This is a genomic window from Streptomyces sp. NBC_00659 (assembly GCF_036226925.1).
GTDB lineage: Bacteria > Actinomycetota > Actinomycetes > Streptomycetales > Streptomycetaceae > Streptomyces.
Genome location: NZ_CP109031.1, coordinates 812,445 through 831,090 on the forward strand (window position 1 = coordinate 812,445; position 18,646 = coordinate 831,090).

Genomic DNA, 18,646 nt, shown 5'->3' on the forward strand with positions numbered 1-18,646 from the left:
CATTCCGAATCCCGGGGGACTTCTCATGGCTCACACAGTTCGTTCACGCCGTACCACCGCCGCACTCGCCGCTCTGTCGATCGGCATCCTGGCCCTGACCGCATGCAACGGTGACGCTGAGAACGACGCGGCCACCCCGGGCACGCACGCGAGCCCTTCCGCTACGGGTACGGACGAGGCCACCGACACGCCCTCGTCGGCCGACCCGGGGGACGGTGGCGGCGGCAGCGGGAAGTCCTCCGACAGCCCCAGCACCCCGCCGTCGTCGGCGAAGCCCGCGGCCGACGACGACCAGGACGGAGGTGTCGGCATGTGCGAGACCGCCGACCTCACCTACAACGTCACCGTCGCGTCCAGGCCTGTCAACCACGCCTTGCTGACCGCCGGCAACAAGGGCAGCGACCCCTGTCTGCTGTCGGCGAACGAGCTGGTGATCACGATCCCGGGGCTCGACGGCGCCGCCGGGCACATGGGACCCGAAGGCAAGGACTGGATTCTGAAGCCCGGCGAGAGCGCGTATGCCGGGATCATGTTCTCGCGCGCCGACACCGCGGGTGGCAAGAGCGCCGACAAGGTGGAGGTGGCACTCACCGCTTCCGAGAGCCCGATGACCGTTCCGGTCAAGGGTGGCCCCATCACGGTCAACGACAGCCAGGTCACCAGCTTCTTCGGTACCGCCGAGGACGCGCTGACCTACTGAGCTCTTTCAGCGTGGCCACTGACGGGGACGGGCTCGACGCCCGCAACGCACGAGGCTCCTGTGCCGCCGGGGAGGTGATCGAAGACTCAGCCCCCAGGCTCAGGAGCCTCGTCGGTTCCGAATTCAGCCGCACGCGACCTGCCCCACGCCCTGGTCGAGTGGGCCACCGTGCTCATCGTCACCAGTGAGGGTGACCGCCGCCGCAAGCTCCCACCGCACCAGCGTGGGCCCGCCTGACATACGTCGCCGTGGGCACCGTCGAGGACGTGCGCTCATGAGAAGGAGCAGCACGGCTCTGCCGAATCGCCGCGCGGACGACGACGCACCAGGCCTTGTGCACCACCCTTCAGGCCGGGGCGGCGAGGCGTATCAGGCTTCCTTCACGGGTTCGAGGGGGCGCAGCCGGTCAGTACGCCCGCGGTCAGGGTGAGGTGCTCGGCCAGCAGGCCGGCCGCGGTGTCGGTGTCGCGGGCCAGCGCCGCCTCTTCCAACCGGCGGTGTTCGTCGGCGCCGTCCCGGTCGGGGTTGCGGTGCGCCGACCAGCGGCGAGCCAGCTCGCTCGCGGTCCACAGACGGTCGAAGGTCTCCAGCAGGACGGGGTTGCCGCAGCCCTCCAGCAGGGTGCGATGGAACGCCCTGTGGACTTCGGACCATGCGGCGCTGTAGTACTCGCCCTCCTCCGGCACGTACGCCGGGGTGCGGACCAGACGGTGGTGCGCGGCTCGTACGCGGGCCTCCCAGTCGACGTCACCGCGCTCGATGGACATACGCAACATGACTGGTTCGATGGTCCGGCGGGCTTCCGCGATCTCCTGCCAGCGGCGGTCCGAGAAGGACGGGACTGCGAAACCGCGGTTGGGCAGCCGGTCGGCGAGACCCTCACCGACCACCCGCACGAGCGCCTCGCGCACGACGGCCAGGCTCACGCCCTGTTCCTTGGCGAGGTCCTGCGGTTTGAGGGCGTCGCCGGGAGCGTAGGTGCCGCGCATGATCGCGTCCCGCAGGTGCGCGTAGACCTGCTCGGAGAGCATCTGCTTCCCCGGCGAGTTCGAGGTGTGGGCCGTCTGGGTCATGCCGTCAGCGTAGACGATCCAGAAAATAATCGATTATTAGTGTTATCGTCGATCCAATGGTTGCCGAAGACGACGGCGATACCTCTACGCGACGCTGTCAACCCTCCGCCGGCCGCATCACCACCCCTCAGTACGGCACGAAAGGAACGACGCGATGAGCAGCAACGACCCGTTCGCCCGCCTCCCCGAGGCGGCCTCCTTCACCGTCACCAGCACCACCCTCACCGACGGCGCCGCCTGGTCGCCCGAGCAGCTCTCCGGCATCTTCGGCGTCCCCGGCGGAAAGGACGTCTCCCCGCAGCTGTCCTGGAGCGGCGCCCCGGAAGACACCAAGAGCTACGCCGTCACTCTCTACGACCCCGATGCCCCTACCGGATCCGGTTTCTGGCACTGGGCGGTCGCCGACATCCCCGCCACCGTCACCGAGCTGCCCGAGGGCGCCGGCGACGACACCGGCTCGGGCCTGCCCGAGGGTGCCTTCCAGCTGCCCAACGACGCCCGCGCAGCCCGCTTCATCGGCGCCGCCCCGCCGGCCGGGCACGGCCCGCACCGCTACTTCACCGTGGTGCACGCCCTCGACGTCGCCTCCATCGGCGTCGCGGCCGACGCCACCCCGGCCGTCCTCGGCTTCACCATGGCCGGTCATGTCCTCGGCCGCGCAGTCCTGACCGCCACCGCCGAAACCCCCGCCTGAGGGGCAGCATGCCCCGACTCATCGACACCACGGAGATGTATCTCCGCACCATCCTCGAGCTGGAGGAGGAAGGTGTGATCCCCATGCGCGCCCGTATCGCCGAACGTCTCGACCAGAGCGGGCCGACCGTCAGCCAGACGGTGGCACGCATGGAGCGCGACGGTCTCCTGCACGTCGCCGAGGACCGGCAACTGGAACTGGCGGAGGAGGGCCGGCGGATCGCCACGCGCGTGATGCGCAAGCACCGGCTCGCGGAGTGCCTGCTCGTCGACGTGATCGGCCTGGCGTGGGAGCAGGTGCACGCCGAGGCGTGCCGCTGGGAGCACGTGATGAGCGAGGCCGTGGAGCGGCGTGTGCTCGAGCTGCTGCGCCATCCGGCCGAGTCGCCGTACGGCAACCCGATCCCGGGCCTGGAGGAGCTGGGCGAGAAGAACACCGTGGATCCGTTCCCCGACGAGGACATGGTCAGCCTCAGCGACCTTCAGCCCGGTCCGAACGGCACGAGCGCGGTCGTACGGCGCATCAGGGAGTTGATCCAGACCGACCTCCAGCTGATGTACAGCCTGCGGCGCGCCGGGGTGCGGCCCGGCGCGGTCGTGAGCGTGACGTCGTCGCCCTGCGGCGTGACGGTCGGCAGCGGCGGGGAAGCCGCCGAACTCCCCACGCAGGCCGCCGCGCACATCTTCGTGGCCGAACGCTGAGCCCAGCCGGGCGCCGGCCCGTTGCCGTGGCCCGTGCAGGAACGGGGACGGCCCTCGACCACGATCGTGTTCGAGGGCCGTCCCCGTTGATTCAGCGGAAGGTGCGCACGAGCTCGCCCCGCGTGTGACGGTTGGCCGGTTCTCCCAGGCCGTGTCCACGAGGTCGTCGATCACGCCGGGAGGTTGCCCGGATCGCAGCCCGGACAGTTCTCGATCCGCTCGCCGGAAGGGCGGTCGGCCAACACCACCCCTGACCCGCCATCGGCCAACCACACTCCCGACAACGCCTCTGACCAGGCCGGACAGCGCAACGCTGCCGGAGTACTAAATCGCTGGCGTGCGACCCGATGGCGCTTGTACGTTGGGATCGCGACCGCGCCTTCCGATGCGCTCGGCTGCGGCTACTTCCTTCCGAAAACCAAGTGACGCCGCCGCCACCTTTGATCTCGGCAGGCGCGGGCGTGTTCGCCCCGTCGGGGCGTCTTCGCCCCGTCGGCCTTTTGGCCGGGGCCGTCCAAGTCCTTTGAATCCGGGGGGATTCGCTGCCTCGTCACACCCCACGCGTCTCCAAGATCTGGTCCGAGATGCTCGTGGCCCCGCACATCTCGGCCACCGCCCGCACCCTGTCCCCACCACGGCTCGGTCACGAGTGCACGCCGGACTTCCGCACCTACGAGGGCGGCCAGGCCTTCGTCCGGGAACCCCGCGAGGAACTCTTCCTGCTCGCGGTCGGCAACTTCGTCTCCCAGCGCACCTTTTACGAGAGCGGTGCGGAGCGGGACGACCGGTACGCCCGCCTCGTCGGTGAACTCGCGCTCCAGGACCCCGAGTGGACGGCCGGCCTGCTGCGCTGGCTTCGCGGCGAGGGCAACATGCGCACGGCGTCCCTGGTGGGCGCCGCCGCGTACGTGCGGGCCCGGCTCGGGGCCGGGGAGTCCGGGGGCCCGTCCAACCGGTCCGTGATCGACTCGGTGCTCCAGCGCGCCGACGAACCCGGCGAACTGCTCGCCCACTGGATCTCGGCGTACGGGCGGAACGTGCCGCAGCCGGTGAAGCGCGGCATCGCCGACGGCGTACGCCGTCTGTACACGTCTCGGTCCCTGCTCAAGTACGACACCGCGTCCAAGGGTCTGCGCTTCGGCGACGTACTCAACCTGGTGCACGCCTCCCCCGACCCGGACAAGCCCTGGCAGGGTGCGCTCTTCCGGTACGCCCTGGACCGCCGCCACCACCCGGAACAGGCGGTTCCGCCGTTCTCCGACCGTCTGCTGACCGCCCACCGGACCCTGATGGAAGCGCCTGCGGACGAGCGGCGCGCCTTGGTGACCGGGCCGGGCGGCTCCGAGCGGCTGGCCGCGGCAGGCATGACGTGGGAGGTGCTGGCGGGTTGGCTCCACGGGCCGATGGACGCAGCTGTCTGGGAAGCCATGATCCCCACGATGGCGCCGATGGCGCTCCTGCGGAACCTGCGGAACTTCGACGAGGCGGGAGTCTCGGACGACGTCGCGGCCCAGGTCGCCGCCCGTCTCTCGAACGCCTCCGAGGTGGCACGGTCCCGGCAGTTCCCCTTCCGCTACCTGGCCGCCCACCAGCACGCACCGTCGCAGCGCTGGGCGGCCGCACTGGAACAGGCACTGACCCACTCCCTGGCCAACGTACCGCCGCTGCCCGGCCGGACCCTGATCCTGGTGGACCGGTCCGGCTCGATGTTCTACGGCACCGTCTCCGAGCGGTCCAAGCTGACCCACGCGGACGCGGCGGCCGTGTTCGGCACCGCGCTGGCCATGCGCGCCGAGCAGGCGGATCTGGTGGAGTTCGGCTCGAGCAGCGCGCAGGTGCCGTTCGAGGCGGGCGAGCCGGTGCTCGAGGTGCTGAAACGGTTCCACGATATGGGCGGCACCCACACCGCGGAGGCGGTGCGGACCCATTACCGGGGGCACGACCGGGTCCTGATCGTCACCGACGAGCAGGCCGCCCCCTGCCGCTGCCCCGGGGACCCGGCCCAGCCGGTACCGCTCGACATCCCGGTCTACACCTGGAACCTTGCCGGATACCGGCCCGCCCACGGACCGACGGGCCCCCACCGGCACACCTTCGGCGGCCTCACGGACGCCGCGTTCCGGATGGTCGGCCTCATCGAGGCCGGCCGCGAGGCCGCGTGGCCGTGGACCGCCGAACCGGCGTGATCCGTACGGTCACCCCGCAAGCCGGTGGATCGGGTGCGCCACCGGCTGCGGCGCGGCACGCGGGATGGCCGGCCGCCGGGCTTCGATCCGAGCAGCTCCAGGAACGGGTCCGCCGGGGTCGGCTTCCTCATCGGCATCGGCGTCTCTCCCCGGTGTGTGGAGGGCACGATGAGCACTGGCTCCACCAGGGCGGAGCGTGGCCGGCGGCTCCGACTCGACGCTCCGTAAATCGAGGACGGCCGTTGCCTCGGGGTACGTACTGTGGCGGCGTGCCCTTCTTCGCCTTCCATGACGCCGAACATTTCTACGGCGAGCCGGAGCCTGTGCCCGGTGCGCGCGTGTCCTTCGTTCCCGACAAGCTGTTCGCTGCTCGTGAGCGCCGTCCCGTGCGACAGCCGCTCGGCGACGAGGGACTGATGGTGAACGAGATCGCCGCCGATGTCCGGCAGTGGCCGTCCAGCCTGTGGCGCGTGGCCGATCTCGAACCGATGCGGCCGCTGTACGGCCACAGGTGGGTGCCCTGCCGGGCCTTCACGGTCATGGAGCAGGTGCCCGCATGGCTGATCGCCGGACCTCACGGGGACGCCGTGGAATGGGTGATCGCCCGGACGCGAACGCTGACCGGCGCCCAGGCCGACGCCCTTGCCGCGCTGTCGGACGAAGGCGAAGAGCCTCTGATACGAACACTGTGGTCTCGCTGGTCGCGAGGCCACCACACTCTTTCTCCGGTCGGATGCGCCCTGACGACTCTCCACGAGGTAGTCGCTGAGGCCGCTCGCCGGGTGGGCCCGCATTTGTTCGGTCCGGATGAGGAGGTCGACGTCGAGGTGCTCAGCGATCCGGCCTGGCTGCGGGCCTTCGGTGCGGCGTACGCAGCCGCGCTGGCGCTCGGTGCCCCCGAGCTGCTCTCGCCCACGGAAAACGCGGTGCTCGCCCGTCGCTGGACCACCGTGTTCGGCTCACCTGACCTGCCCGGACGATAGCGAGCATGGCGACACCGAGAGTCGGGTGGTGCGCATCGATCGGCTCGCGGAGTCGGCGAGCGTGAAGTGGCCCGCGAATGGCGGAGGGTGACGCATGGTCAGCCGCGCCGGCCGGTGACCGCCGCGATCCCGGCGGCGGTTTCTCCTCCAACTGGGCCGCGCCGTCGACATCCTGAAGCGGTCGTGAGCCGCCATCGCCGGAAGGCCGGCGCTCGGCCCTGCCCCCACGTGCCTCACCGCCGTCCACCAAGCGGACACACGGGCAACAAGATGCTCAGCGCATCTACTGTGCGAGGTGCGCCGACCGATCGAGGGGAGCCGACATGACCGAGATGCCGACCGAGCCGGACGTCAGTGGCACGGGCGCGGTGGTGGCGCTCCGCGACGTGAGCGTCCACCGTCATACCAGCGGCCAGGTGATCCTCTCGGACATCGGCTGGACGGTACGGACCGGTGAGCACTGGGCCCTGCTCGGAGCCAACGGCGCGGGCAAGACGACCCTGCTGCGGCTGCTGGGCGCGCTGATGCATCCGACGACGGGAAGCGTCGAGGTTCTCGGCTGCCGGCTCGGCCGGGTCGACGTGCGCGAGCTGCGCGCCCGTATCGGCCATGTGAGTACGGCCCAGCGCGTACCGCAGGACCTCGACGCCCACTCCGTCGTCCTGACGGGCCACACCGGCACGGTCCAGCCGCTGTGGCGGATGTACGACGCCGAGGTGCGCCGGCGTGGCCACGAACTGCTCGCCGAGCTGGACATCAAGGAGCTGGCCGACCGGCCGTACGGGGTCTGCTCGGGCGGGCAGCGGGCCCGTGTCCTGATCGCCAGGGCGCTGATGGCCGAGCCGGCCCTGCTGCTGCTCGACGAGCCGTTCAACGCCCTGGACCTGCCCTCCCGCGAGGACCTCGTCGAGGCCATGCAGCGGCTGGCCGAGAGCCGCCCGGAGCTGGCCACCGTGACGGTCACCCACCATCTGGAGGAGCTGTCCCCGGCCGTCAGCCACACCCTGCTCCTGCGCGAGGGGCGCGTCCTCGCGCAGGGCACCGTGGAGGACACCCTGACCGATTCCTGGATGACCACCTGCTTCGGGCGGCGGATCACCGTGGTCCGGCACGGCGGGCGGTGGGCGGCCTATTCCGGCTCCCACCAGGGTAGTTGACAGCGGTACGAAGCAACTCGCGGCGTGGGAAAGGAAAGTGACGGGCGTCATGGCCGCCCAGTGAGTACGGGCAACGCGTGCGGCCGCCCCCCGGCGACTTCCCCGGCGTGAGCGCATCCGCACGGCGGGGCGCACCCGTCGAGGGAGTGTGCCCTGTACACGCCCCCGCCCGTACGGCGAAAATGCGCCCGTCGACGGTGATTTCGCCAAGACACCGAGTACCCCGCCGCCAAGTCACCAGGAAAGCAGGTCGGCTGTCGTGCTGTTGCGTCTGCCCACGTCCGTGTCCGAAGCACAGGAGTACATGACCGAAGGGGCTGTGCCCATCGGCGGCGCCACACTGGTGTGGGCCACCTGGCAGCGGGACGGGTTCCCCGACCGGGCCATGTCGCTGCGCGAGCTCCCGGAGGCCAACACCATCGAGCCCGAGGCCCTGGGTGCGGCCGTCGTGCTCAGCCGCATAGACGACCGCGTGCCGGAGGTGCTGCGCCGGGCGGCCGCCGGCGTGGGGACCGGCGCCGTACGCCGGACGGCCACGGTGGGCGGCAACATCGTCGGCAGCACGCTGCGCTGTCTGCTGCCCGCGGCCCTCGTCCTGGACGCCCGCGCGGTGATCCTGGAACCGGAGGGCGTCACCGAGACCGATCTGGCCGAGGTGCTCGCCAAGCGTCATCTGCTCCTGAGCCTGCGCTGGCGCACACCGGTCACCAGCAACTACGTCAAGGCCGCGGCCGAGCCGGGCGGGCCGTCGCCGCTCGTCGTCGCCGCCGCCCTGCACCGCGTCGACGACGGCCGGACCCTTCTTCGCGTCGCGGTCCGTTCCGAGGACGAGGTGTTCAGCGAGAGCGCCGAGTGCCACGGCGACGCCGACGCCGAGGACCTTCTGCGCACACTGCGGAACGGTTCCCTCGGCCGGCTTCCGGCCTCGGCGGGGGAACTCGTCGGCCGACAGGTGACCGACCTGCTGGCACGCGCCGCCGACCGCTAGAGGTTCTCGTCCTCCCACCTTCATGGAAGTCGGGGACGGAGACGCGCTCTCCCCGGGCCCTGCCGGCAGGGCCCGGGGGCCCGGAATTCAACAGGTGTCGGCCAGTTGTACCGATCCGGGGACGGAGACGCAGGCGCGCCCGTCCTCGGTGGGCCGCCGTCCCGGGCTTCCGGCTCCCTGAACGGCATGTCCGCCCGGCACCGGCCGCCGGACCGCCTCCCTAATTCATCAACGTGGAAATCTCACGGCGGACTCCCGACTCTGGGTCCAGGCACCGGGAACCTCCCGGACCACTCGGACGAAGGACGGAGCACATGCCCTCCACCCGCACCCCTGCCGCCGGTTCCCCGCCGGCCGTACGACACAACCTGGTCCTGGTGGTCACCTGCGTCGCCCTCGGCGCGGTGGTCGCCGCCATGGCGTCGCTCAATGTGGCGCTGCCCGATCTCGCCCGCGAGACACATGCGACCCAGACACAGTTGTCCTGGATCATCGACGCCTACAGCCTCGTCTTCGCCTCGCTGCTGCTGCCGGCCGGCGCCCTCGGCGACCGCTTCGGCCGCAGGCGGGCCCTGCTCGCGGGACTGGCGATCTTCGGCGCCGGATCCGCCGCCGCCTCGCTGACCACCGAGCCCTCGGCGCTCATCGTGCTGCGGGGCGTCCTCGGAGTGGGGGCGGCGCTGGTCATGCCCGCCACGCTCTCGACCATCACCAGCACGTTCCCGCGCGCCCAGCGGGCCCGAGCGGTGAGCGTCTGGGCGGCGGTCGCCGGAGCCGGCGCACTGGTGGGTCTGTTCGCCTCCGGAGCCCTGCTGGAGGGCTGGTCATGGCGATCGGTGTTCCTGCTGAACGTCGCTCTGGCCCTGGTCGCCCTGGTCGGCACGCTGCTGTTCGTGCCCGAGTCCGCGGAACCGCGGCAGCCCCGGCTCGACGTCGGTGGCGCTGTCCTCGCCGTGGCGGGCCTGGTCACGCTGGTCTACTCGGTCATCGAGGCGCCGACCCGCGGGTGGGCCGACCCGGTCACGCTCGCCGGGATCGGGCTGGGCCTGGTCGTGCTGGCGGGGTTCGTCGTCTTCGAGCTGCGCCGCGAGAACCCGCTGCTCGACCCCCGGCTCTTCCGCAACCGCCACTTCGCCGCGGGCTCGCTGTCGATCATGCTTCAGTTCTTCGTGTTCTTCGGGTTCGTCTTCGTGATGATGCAGTACCTGCAGCTGGTGCGGGGCGACAGTGCCTTGATGGCGGCGACCGCGATGCTGCCCATGGCCGTGACCATGGTGCCGGTCTCCCGCGCCGCCCCTGTGCTGGTCGGCCGGTTCGGCTACCGGGGGCCCTGGGTGGCCGGTCTCGCCGGTGTCGCGGCAGGCATGGGGATTCTTTCCCGGCTCGACGCGTCCAGCCCGTACTGGATCATCGCGGCCGGTCTCGTACCGCTGGGTGCGGGCATGGGCCTGGCCATGACACCGGCCACCACCGCCATCACGGACGCGCTGCCGCGCTCGCTGCAGAACGTCGGTTCGGCCATGAACGACCTGGCACGCGAGCTCGGCGGCGCCCTGGGGATCGCCGTCCTCGGCAGCCTGCTCAGCGCCGCCTACCGCGACCACCTGAGCCTGCCCGGCCTGCCGCAGCAGGTGGCGGACGCGGCGCGCTCCTCGCTGGCCGCCGCCCACGCCATCGGCGGCCCTGTCTCCGGCCGGGCGACGGCCGCGTTCGTCGACGGCATGCACCTGGCGCTCCTCAGCGCCGCCGCGGCCGCCGTTCTCGCCGCCGTCGCCGTCGCGGCCCTGCTGCGTTCGGCTCCGGGGCCGGAAGCCCCTGCCGAGGACGACGGGGTTCCGGGCACCGCCGACGCGCGGGAGCAGTCCGCGCAGGAGCAGCCCTCGTACCTCTGAACTGCCGCAGAGAACTCCGGACCGGCGCCTCGCACTGTGCGAGGCGCCGGTCTTCGTCGCGTCAGGGCCCCGACCAGGAGACCGGAACGGGGGCACCGCGCCGATCTCCGCGTCGGGCCCCACCGGCACGACGGAACGGGACGGTCGATCAGGGGCGCGGCACCGGCCGTGGTTGTGTGTCGGGGCGGCCCACACGGAACGGACCGACCGGTGGATCAGGGGCGCTGCACCGGTCGTCCGGCGGGCCGGGCGTCCCGCTCGGGGCGACCGGGGCCGCGCAGGGCCTGCCGCAGTTGCGGGCTCATGAAACGGACCAGGTCGTCGGTCGTCATGGAGACGATGGGCTCCAGCCGCAGCAGATAGCGGGTGGCGATCAGCCCGGCCACCACGGTGGTGAACGCGGCGGCACGTTGCCGGGCGTCGCGTCCCGGCACGAGGCCCGCGATCCGGTCGACGATCTCGCGCTCGAGCGCCTCCTTCACCAGCGAGCCGAGGGAGTCGTCGTCGATCGCGGTCTTCATCATCGCGAGCAGGGGCGGACCCGTCACGGGGTCGTCCCAGACGGCGACGACCTGACGGACGACCCGTTCGGGGAACGTGCTGAGCTCCCCCTCCCGCACGACCCGCGCGAGGAGTTCGGCCGGGTTGGCGCCCAGCGCCAGAGCGGCACCGAACAGCCCCTTCTTGGACCCGAAGTAGTAGCTGATCAGGGCGAGATCGACGTCGGCCTCGCCGGCGACGGACCGGAGGGTCACCGCGTGATAGCCGTCCTCGAGGAAGCGCCGCCGCGCGACGGCCAGGATGGCGGCCCGGGTGTCCGGGCTTCCCGGTCTGCGTCCGCGCTGTGAACCGGGTTTATTCATCACGGACGAATTCTATGGGCGCCGCCGAACACGTCGCGGTGCGCTCGGAGGCGTCGCGGTGCGTTCCCCTGTGTCGCGCGTCCCCATGTGTCGCGGTGCGTCGTCATGTGTCGCGGTGCGTCGTCGTCTGTCGCGGTGTGTTCTGATGCGTCGCCCTGTGTACCGATGTCTGCCACTTCTTACGAAATGGCATCGTTAATCCGTATGAGTGGTACATCACACACCGAGGCCGTAGCGTCGAGGCAGAGCCGACACGCTGACGGCCACATGACAGAGCGTCCCGCATGGAGCTGATATGCGCAGAAACTCGATCCGGACCGCGTTCACCGTCTGCGCGGCCGCGTCGCTCGCAGCGGTGATGGGTACCGCTTCCGCCGCCCCCGCGACATCGCACACCTCGTCCTCCACGCAGGCCACGCACGCCACGCAGCAGCGCCAGGCGCCCCCTGTGCTCGTGGACTGCTTCTGGCACCCGGACGTGCGCCCCGCCGAGTTCATCCTGGCCTGCGGCGACGGCAACAGCCGCCTCGTCTCGCTCCACTGGTCGCACTGGAACCAGAACTCCGCGGTCGCCCGCGGCGTCAACATGGTGAACGACTGCAAGCCGTACTGCGCGGCGGGCAAGTTCCACTCGTACCCGGTCATCGTCCGCCTGGACCACCCGCAGCCGTGGAAGAAGAAGCCGCAGGTGCAGCACTACGCGCGGATGACACTGACCTACACCCACGACCACCCGGACGGATACGCGCAGAAGGTCAGCTACCCGCTGTGGGACTGACGCCGGCCGTTCGCCGACCCGGTGTCCCTGACTGACGGCTCCCGCCCGAGGCCGCTCCAAGGGGTCACCCGAGAACCGACACGCGCGCCGGACTCGCCGACGGTGTTCACCGTCGACTCGCCGATGGTGAACACCGTACGGAACCCCACAGCCACAGAAACAGGTACAAAATGGGGCATGTGGGTATCCGGCGCATGTCAGTGGACCGTCTCGTGCAGCAACCGTCGGGCCGCGGTCTGGTGGCCATCCCGCTCGCGTTGATCGTCGTGATCACCGTGGTGGACATCCGCTCCCCCACCGACGTCCATCTGGGCCCCCTGCTGGTCATCGCGCCGACCCTCACGGCCTCGCTCGCGGGCCCCGGGCTGACGGCCCTGGTCGGCTTGCTCGCCGTCGCCGCCCAGGTGGTCATCGCCGTCCTGCACGGCGGACTCGGCACCACCAACCACATCGCGCAGCTCATCGCTCTGGTGGTGCTCTCCGCCCTGGTCGTGTTCGTGTGTCATGTACGGGAGCGGCGCGCCCGGGAGCTGGTGCGGGCGCGCTCGATCGCCGAGACCGCGCAGCGCGTGCTGCTGCGCCCCCCGCCCCGCAAGATCGGTCCGCTGCGCGTGGCCTGGCTGTATCTGGCCGCCGAGGACGACACCCAGATCGGCGGCGACCTGTTCGCGGTCACCCGGGCCGCCGGCGCGTCCACCCGCGTCATCATCGGGGACGTCCGGGGCAAGGGGCTGGCCGCCATCGGCGAGGCCTCGGTGGTGCTGGGCGCCTTCCGCGAGGGCGCCCACCGGTACGCCACGCTCCCCGAACTGACGGCGGCCCTCGAGGTGAGCGTGTGCCGGGACCTGGACGAGGTGGCCGACACCGAGCACGACCCGGGCGAACACTTCATCACGGCGCTCGTTCTCGACATCCCCGACGACGGCACGCAGGTCGAAATGATCAACTGTGGTCATCCCCCGCCACTGCTCCTGCGTGACAACCGGGTCACCGTCCTGCACGCACGGCATCCCGTGCCCCCGCTGGGCATGTGCGAGCTGCCCGCCACCAGCCACCACACCGATCCCTTCCCCTTCGAGGCCGGCGACTTCCTGCTGCTGTACACCGACGGCGTGATCGAGGCCCGCTCCCCGGACGGCGCCTTCTACCCCTTGACCGACCGGGTGGCCACCCTCGCCGCCTCCAGTCCCGACGTCCTGCTGCGCCAGATCCACGACGATCTCGTCCGGCACATCGGTGACCAGCCCGGCGACGACGCCGCCTTCCTGGTCATCGAACGCACCCCCGCGCACCACCTCCGCCTCCCGCACCGCGCCCCGGACGGCCACCACCGCATTTCCACCGACGGATCGCCGCCTCCCGCGCAACTCTGAAGGCACGGCGCCCGAGGCAACACGGCGCGGCACGCTTCTCGCGCCCGTGCCCGACTCGCGAGGCCGGCCGCCGCAGGGCCACGATGGTGGGAGATCGACTCGACGCAGGGGGCTCACCCAGGGAGGCTCCCGTGGCCCACACCTTCGGAACCGACGTCGTGGTGGCGGGTGCGGGCCCGGTGGGTCTCACCGCGGCCGCGGAGCTGCGCAGGCGCGGGGTCCGCTGCCGTATCGTCGACCGGCTCCCGGCTCGGCTCCCGTACGCGAAGGCGGTGGGCATCCAGCCGCGCACGCTGGAGATCTGGGACCACATGGGGCTCACCCGCACGGTCCTGGAGGCGGCGGTACCGATGTACGGGCAGCTCGCCTACGTCAACGGCACCGAACAGGCCCGGATCGACCTCGTCCTGCCGCCCGAGGTGCCGTACGGCTTCGCCGCCCTGCCGCAGTACGAGACCGAGCGCATCCTCGACACGTATCTCGCACGGTTCGGTACCGGGATCGAGCGGGGTACGGAGCTGGTCGCGTTCAGCCAGGACGCCGACGGTGTGACGGTCGCCCTGCGGTCGGCGTCCGGAACCGAGGAAGAGGTCAGAACGCGCTATCTGGTGGGCTGCGACGGCGCGCACAGCATCGTGCGCAAGAAGCTGGGTCTCACCTTCGAGGGCAGCGCGTTCCCTGAGGAGTACATGCTCGGCGATGTGGAGGTGGACTGGGACCTGCCGCAGGGCTACGGCGTCCGTGCCATGCACCGGAACGGCGACGGCGAGGTCGACGACATCCTGGTGTGCATCCCGCTGCCCGGCCGGAACCGGTACCGGATGTCGATGATGGTCCCGCTCGCACTCTCCACGGCGGGGCGGAACGACGAGCCGGCCGACGGCGTCGTCCACGGCCTGGACGGCGGACACGCGCCCGCGCTCTCCGACATCCAGACCGTGCTGGACCGGCTGTCCCCCCGTCCCACGACCGCCTCTTGTCTGCGCTGGTCCTCCGTCTTCCGCATCAGTCACCGGATCGTCGACCGCTACGGCGACGGCCGGGTCTTCGTCGCGGGCGACGCGGCGCACATCCACCCCCCGACCGGTGCCCAGGGCATGAACACGGGTATCCAGGACGCCTGGAACCTGGCCTGGAAACTCGCCCTCGCCATCGAGGGCGGCGCGCGCCACGATCTGGCGGCGAGTTACGACGCCGAGCGGCGGCCCGTCGGGGAGGAAGTCGTCGAGCGCACGGTCCGCCACGCGACCCAGGGCGTCCAGGCCGACCCGGCGGACCCGGGGACCGTGATGCTGCGCGAGGCACAGCTCCTCGTCGGCTACCGCGGCAGCCCGCTCGTGGGCCCGGCCTCCGAGGGCCCCGGACCCCAGCCGGGCGACCGGGCACCCGACTGCACCGGCCTCACGACACACATCGCCACCTTCCCGCTGCGCCTCTACGACCTCCTGCGCGATCGCGGGCACGTTCTGCTGGTGTACGGGGACGGCGAGCAGAGCGGTCAACTCGCCCAAGTGGCGGATGAGTTCTCCGGAAGGCGGGTGGGCACCTGTGTGATCCGGCCCGCCGGGAGCACCACGAACACCTCAGGCTCTCCGGCGTACGTCGACACGCTCGGCGAGTTCGCCCGTCTGTACGGCGTCTCCGCCGGGGTGACCGCCTTCGTGGTCCGCCCGGACGGATACCTCGGCGCCCGCCTCTGTCCGCCGACGGCGGCGCAGCTGACGGCCCACCTGGCCCGCATCTTCGCCCCGGCCGACTCCGGCACCCGGTAGCGGTACCGGAGGCCTCATTGCTCAAGCCTCAGGCCTCAACGGGCTGGATCATTCCATCAGTTGGGCCGCGAGGGTCGCGCCGAGCTCCCAGCACGCCTCGATGTCGGCCTTGCCCGGCTCGCCGGTCACCTTCACCGCCTCGGCCGCACGGCGCCAGCCGAGGCCCGTCGTCACGGACTCGATGCCGCGCACCGCCCCCGTGACGTCGTTTCCGCCGTGCACGTAATAGCCGAAGGGGCGTGCGGCCGTCGTGTCCAGGCACGGGTAGTAGACCTGGTCGAAGAAATGCTTCAGCGCGCCCGACATGTAGCCGAGGTTGGCCGGGGTGCCGAGCAGATAGCCGTCGGCGGCCAGCACATCCGAGGCGGTCGCCTCCAGCGCCGCCCGCCTCACCACCCGGACGCCCTCGATCTCGGGCGCCGTCGCACCGGAGAGCACGGCTTCGAACATGGCCTGGCAGTTGGGCGAGGGCGTGTGATGCACGATCAGCAGAGTGGGCACACCCCGCACCCTGCCGCGTCGCCCGTCGTCGCCGCAAGCACCACCGGGCCGAGCCGACGGCCGACTTGGACGGGGAGACCCCGGCTCCCCGCCCCTGCCTCCGGATCCCCGCCGCAGGGGCCGAGATCCGGGCGCCGCCACCGTCCGTCACGGGTGACGCACGGCCGGGAGGCGGCGGTCCGCCCGGCTGCACGATCGGGCACGCGGTGCAAGGCTGGAAGTAATCCGGAGCGGTTGGAGCCCGGCTGTTTCGGCACACCGCGACCGAAGGGTGATCCGATGAGCAGCCGCCGAAAGAAGGACGGCCAGCACACCTCCGGGGCCGGCACAGCCGCCGCGTCAGCCTCCAGTTCCCAGCCCGCTGGGGTCGAAGAGGCCGTGGACGAGCTGGTGGCGCGCGGCCTGGAGGCATTGGGAGAGTATGCCGACTACACCCAGGAACAGATCGATCACATAGTGAAGAAGGCCAGTCTGGCCGCGCTCGCCGAGCACACCCGACTCGCCATGATGGCGGTCGAGGAGACCGGGCGCGGCGTCTTCGAGGACAAGGCCGTCAAGAACATCTTCGCCTGCGAGAACATCACGCACTCCATGAAAGGCGTGAAGACCGTCGGGGTGATCCGCCGCGACGACATCGACGGGATCGTGGAGATCGCCGAGCCCGTCGGGGTGATCGCGGGCGTCACGCCCGTCACCAACCCCACCTCCACCACCATCTTCAAGTCCCTGATGGCGCTGAAGACCCGCAACCCGATCATCTTCGGCTTCCACCCGGCCGCGCAGAACTGCTCCGCCGAGGCCGCCCGGATCGTCCGGGACGCAGCCGTGAAGGCGGGCGCTCCGGCTCACTGCGTGCAGTGGATCGAGCGGCCGTCCAAGGAGGCCACCAGCGCCCTGATGAACCACCCCGGAGTGGCGTCGATCCTGGCCACCGGCGGGAACGCGATGGTCCGGGCCGCCTACAGCTGCGGCAAGCCGGCGCTGGGCGTCGGGGCCGGGAACGTACCCGCCTACATCGAGAAGAGCGCCCAGATACGGCGTGCGGTCAACGACGTGGTGCTCTCCAAGACCTACGACTACGGCATGGTGTGCGCCTCGGAACAGGCCGTGATCCTGGACCGGGAGATCCGTGACGAGGCGATCGCGGAGTTCCGCAAACTCAAGGCGTACACGGTCAACGATCACGAGAAGGCGCTGCTGGAGGCGTATCTGTTCGGTGTCGGCGCCGAGCAGCAGGGCGGACGCGACTGCGCGGGCGCCCACCTGAACGCCGACATCGTCGGGCAGAGTTCGGTCGCCATCGCCGAGGGCGCCGGCTTCGAGGTGCCCAAGGACACCTCGGTGCTCCTGGTCGAGGTCTCCGAGGTCGGTGTCGACGAACCGCTGACCCGGGAGAAGCTCTGCCCGGTGCTGGCCGTGCTGACCGTGGACAGCCGGGCCGACGGGGTACGGCTGGCCACCGAGATGGTGGAGTTCAACGGTCTGGGCCACTCGGCCGCCGTCCACACCGAGGACGCGGCGTTCGCCGAGGAGTACGGGCATGCCGTCAAGGCCTGCCGGGTGATCTGGAACGCGCCCACCTCGCAGGGCGGGATCGGTGACGTCTACAACGCGTTCATGCCGTCCCTGACCCTGGGCTGCGGCTCGTACGGCAGCAACTCGGTCTCCGGGAACGTCACCGCGCTCAACCTGATCAACATCAAGCGGATCGGGCGGCGGAACAACAACATGCAGTGGTTCAAGATCCCGCCGAAGATCTACTTCGAGCGCGATTCCATCAAGTACCTGGCCGATGTGCGCGGTTCCCGCAAGTTCGTCATCGTCACCGACAAGACGATGGTGGAGATCGGGCACCTGGAGCGGATCCGTAACGTCCTGAGCCGCCGCAGCGAGATCCCCGAGATCCGGGTGATCGACAACGTCGAGCCCAACCCGAGCCTGGACACCGTGCAGAAGGGCGCCGAGATGATGCGCCACTTCGAGCCGGACACCATCATCGCGCTCGGCGGCGGATCGCCGATGGACGCCGCCAAGGTCATGTGGCTGATGTACGAGCACCCGGAGCTGGAGTTCGCCGACCTGAAGGAGAAGTTCTTCGACATCCGCAAGCGTGCCTTCACCTTCCCCGACCTGGGGGAGAAGGCCAGGCTGGTGTGCATCCCGACCACCTCGGGAACCGGCAGTGAGGTGACCCCCTTCGCGGTGATCACCGACACCGCCACCGGCCAGAAGTACCCGCTGGCCGACTACGCGCTGACCCCGAGCGTGGCGATCTGCGACCCGGCGCTGACCCTGGACCTGCCCAGGAGCGTCGCCGCCGACTCGGGATTCGACGCGCTGACCCACTGCCTGGAGACCTACGTCTCGGTGTACGCCAACGACTTCACCGACGGACTGGCGCTGCAGGGCATCAGGCTGATCTTCGACAACCTGGAGAAGGCCGTCAACGAGGGCGCGGCCGACCCCGTCGCCCGAGGAAAGATGCACAACGCCGGCACGATCGCCGGCATGGCCTTCGGCTCCGCGTTCCTCGGCGTGGTGCACGCCATGGCGCACACCCTGGGCGCGACCTTCCACGTCGCCCACGGCCGCACCAACGCGCTGCTGCTGCCGCACGTGGTCCGCTACAACGGATCGGCGCCCACCAAGGTCACCAGCTGGCCGAAGTACCACAACTACGTCGCCCCCGAGCGCTACCAGGACATCGCCCGGATGCTGGGCCTGCCCGCCGAGACGGCCGAGGAGGGTGTGGAGTCCCTGGCCCACGCGCTGGAGGAACTGCGCGAGAAGGTCGGCATCCCGCGGTCGTTCAAGGACGCCGGGGTCGACGAGGCGGCGTTCCTGGACGCCCTGCCCGAACAGGCGATGTTCGCCTACGAGGACCAGTGCGCGCCCGCCAACCCGAGGCTGCCGATGCTGGCCGACATGCAGGAACTGATGCGCCGCGCCTACTACGGCGACCCGGTGTGAGCCCCCGACGAACGC

Annotated in this window: 15 protein-coding genes and 1 pseudogene; 13 read left to right on the top strand and 3 right to left on the bottom strand. The window is 70.7% G+C overall.

Going from position 1 to position 18,646, the window contains the following annotated elements; genetic code table 11:
- Positions 1-25 precede the first annotated feature (25 nt).
- Positions 26-700 (top strand): DUF4232 domain-containing protein, encoded by a 675-nt coding sequence (locus OG410_RS03350; protein ID WP_329297718.1) that lies wholly within the window; start codon positions 26-28, stop codon positions 698-700.
- Between the two features lie 138 nt (positions 701-838).
- Positions 839-925 (top strand): annotated as a pseudogene (locus OG410_RS03355) (IS5/IS1182 family transposase); the annotation flags it as partial.
- 155 nt (positions 926-1,080) lie between these two features.
- Here OG410_RS03355 and OG410_RS03360 read toward each other — a convergent pair.
- A complete protein-coding gene (locus OG410_RS03360; RefSeq protein WP_329297719.1) occupies positions 1,081-1,773 on the bottom strand; it encodes a GntR family transcriptional regulator in 693 nt (230 codons plus the stop codon).
- Between the two features lie 154 nt (positions 1,774-1,927).
- Here OG410_RS03360 and OG410_RS03365 point away from each other — a divergent pair, with 154 nt between their 5' ends.
- The 7 genes from OG410_RS03365 (at position 1,928) to OG410_RS03395 (ending at position 10,374) form a co-directional block, all read left to right on the top strand.
- Complete coding sequence (locus OG410_RS03365; RefSeq protein ID WP_329297720.1) at positions 1,928-2,467, top strand: YbhB/YbcL family Raf kinase inhibitor-like protein; 540 nt, start codon at positions 1,928-1,930, stop codon at positions 2,465-2,467.
- An 8-nt stretch (positions 2,468-2,475) separates the two neighbouring features.
- Positions 2,476-3,168, top strand: coding sequence for a metal-dependent transcriptional regulator (locus OG410_RS03370; RefSeq protein ID WP_329297721.1), 693 nt, complete (start codon positions 2,476-2,478; stop codon positions 3,166-3,168).
- Between the two features lie 584 nt (positions 3,169-3,752).
- Positions 3,753-5,354 carry a TROVE domain-containing protein gene (locus tag OG410_RS03375; RefSeq protein WP_329297722.1) on the top strand — a complete coding sequence of 534 codons (1,602 nt, stop codon included), beginning with the start codon at positions 3,753-3,755 and terminating at the stop codon, positions 5,352-5,354.
- Between the two features lie 269 nt (positions 5,355-5,623).
- A complete protein-coding gene (locus OG410_RS03380) occupies positions 5,624-6,337 on the top strand; it encodes a hypothetical protein (RefSeq protein ID WP_329297723.1) in 714 nt (237 codons plus the stop codon).
- A gap of 323 nt (positions 6,338-6,660) precedes the next feature.
- A complete protein-coding gene (locus tag OG410_RS03385; RefSeq protein ID WP_329297724.1) occupies positions 6,661-7,494 on the top strand; it encodes an ABC transporter ATP-binding protein in 834 nt (277 codons plus the stop codon).
- A 259-nt stretch (positions 7,495-7,753) separates the two neighbouring features.
- The gene (locus OG410_RS03390) at positions 7,754-8,482 is read left to right on the top strand and encodes an FAD binding domain-containing protein (RefSeq protein WP_329297725.1); all 729 of its coding nucleotides are present in this window, start codon (positions 7,754-7,756) and stop codon (positions 8,480-8,482) included.
- A gap of 314 nt (positions 8,483-8,796) precedes the next feature.
- A complete protein-coding gene (locus OG410_RS03395; protein ID WP_329297726.1) occupies positions 8,797-10,374 on the top strand; it encodes an MFS transporter in 1,578 nt (525 codons plus the stop codon).
- A 215-nt stretch (positions 10,375-10,589) separates the two neighbouring features.
- On the opposite strand, the gene OG410_RS03400 is transcribed toward OG410_RS03395, so the two are convergent.
- Entirely contained in the window at positions 10,590-11,237 is a 648-nt protein-coding gene (locus tag OG410_RS03400) for a TetR/AcrR family transcriptional regulator (protein ID WP_329304006.1), read from the bottom strand.
- 295 nt (positions 11,238-11,532) lie between these two features.
- Between OG410_RS03400 and OG410_RS03405 the strand changes: the two genes are divergently transcribed.
- From OG410_RS03405 to OG410_RS03415, 3 genes are all read left to right on the top strand, one after another.
- Complete coding sequence (locus OG410_RS03405) at positions 11,533-12,015, top strand: hypothetical protein (RefSeq protein WP_329297727.1); 483 nt, start codon at positions 11,533-11,535, stop codon at positions 12,013-12,015.
- Positions 12,016-12,209: 194 nt separating this feature from the next.
- Entirely contained in the window at positions 12,210-13,388 is a 1,179-nt protein-coding gene (locus OG410_RS03410) for a PP2C family protein-serine/threonine phosphatase (RefSeq protein ID WP_329297728.1), read from the top strand.
- Between the two features lie 131 nt (positions 13,389-13,519).
- Positions 13,520-15,160, top strand: a complete 1,641-nt coding sequence (locus OG410_RS03415) for an FAD-dependent monooxygenase (protein WP_329297729.1) — start codon at positions 13,520-13,522, stop codon at positions 15,158-15,160.
- A 48-nt stretch (positions 15,161-15,208) separates the two neighbouring features.
- Here the strand turns inward: OG410_RS03415 and OG410_RS03420 are convergent, their stop codons facing one another.
- On the bottom strand, positions 15,209-15,661 hold the full coding sequence (locus tag OG410_RS03420; RefSeq protein ID WP_329297730.1) for a flavodoxin family protein: 453 nt from the start codon (positions 15,659-15,661) through the stop codon (positions 15,209-15,211).
- A gap of 279 nt (positions 15,662-15,940) precedes the next feature.
- Between OG410_RS03420 and adhE the strand changes: the two genes are divergently transcribed.
- Positions 15,941-18,631 carry a bifunctional acetaldehyde-CoA/alcohol dehydrogenase gene (adhE, locus tag OG410_RS03425; protein WP_329297731.1) on the top strand — a complete coding sequence of 897 codons (2,691 nt, stop codon included), beginning with the start codon at positions 15,941-15,943 and terminating at the stop codon, positions 18,629-18,631.
- The last annotated feature ends 15 nt before the right edge of the window (positions 18,632-18,646 follow it).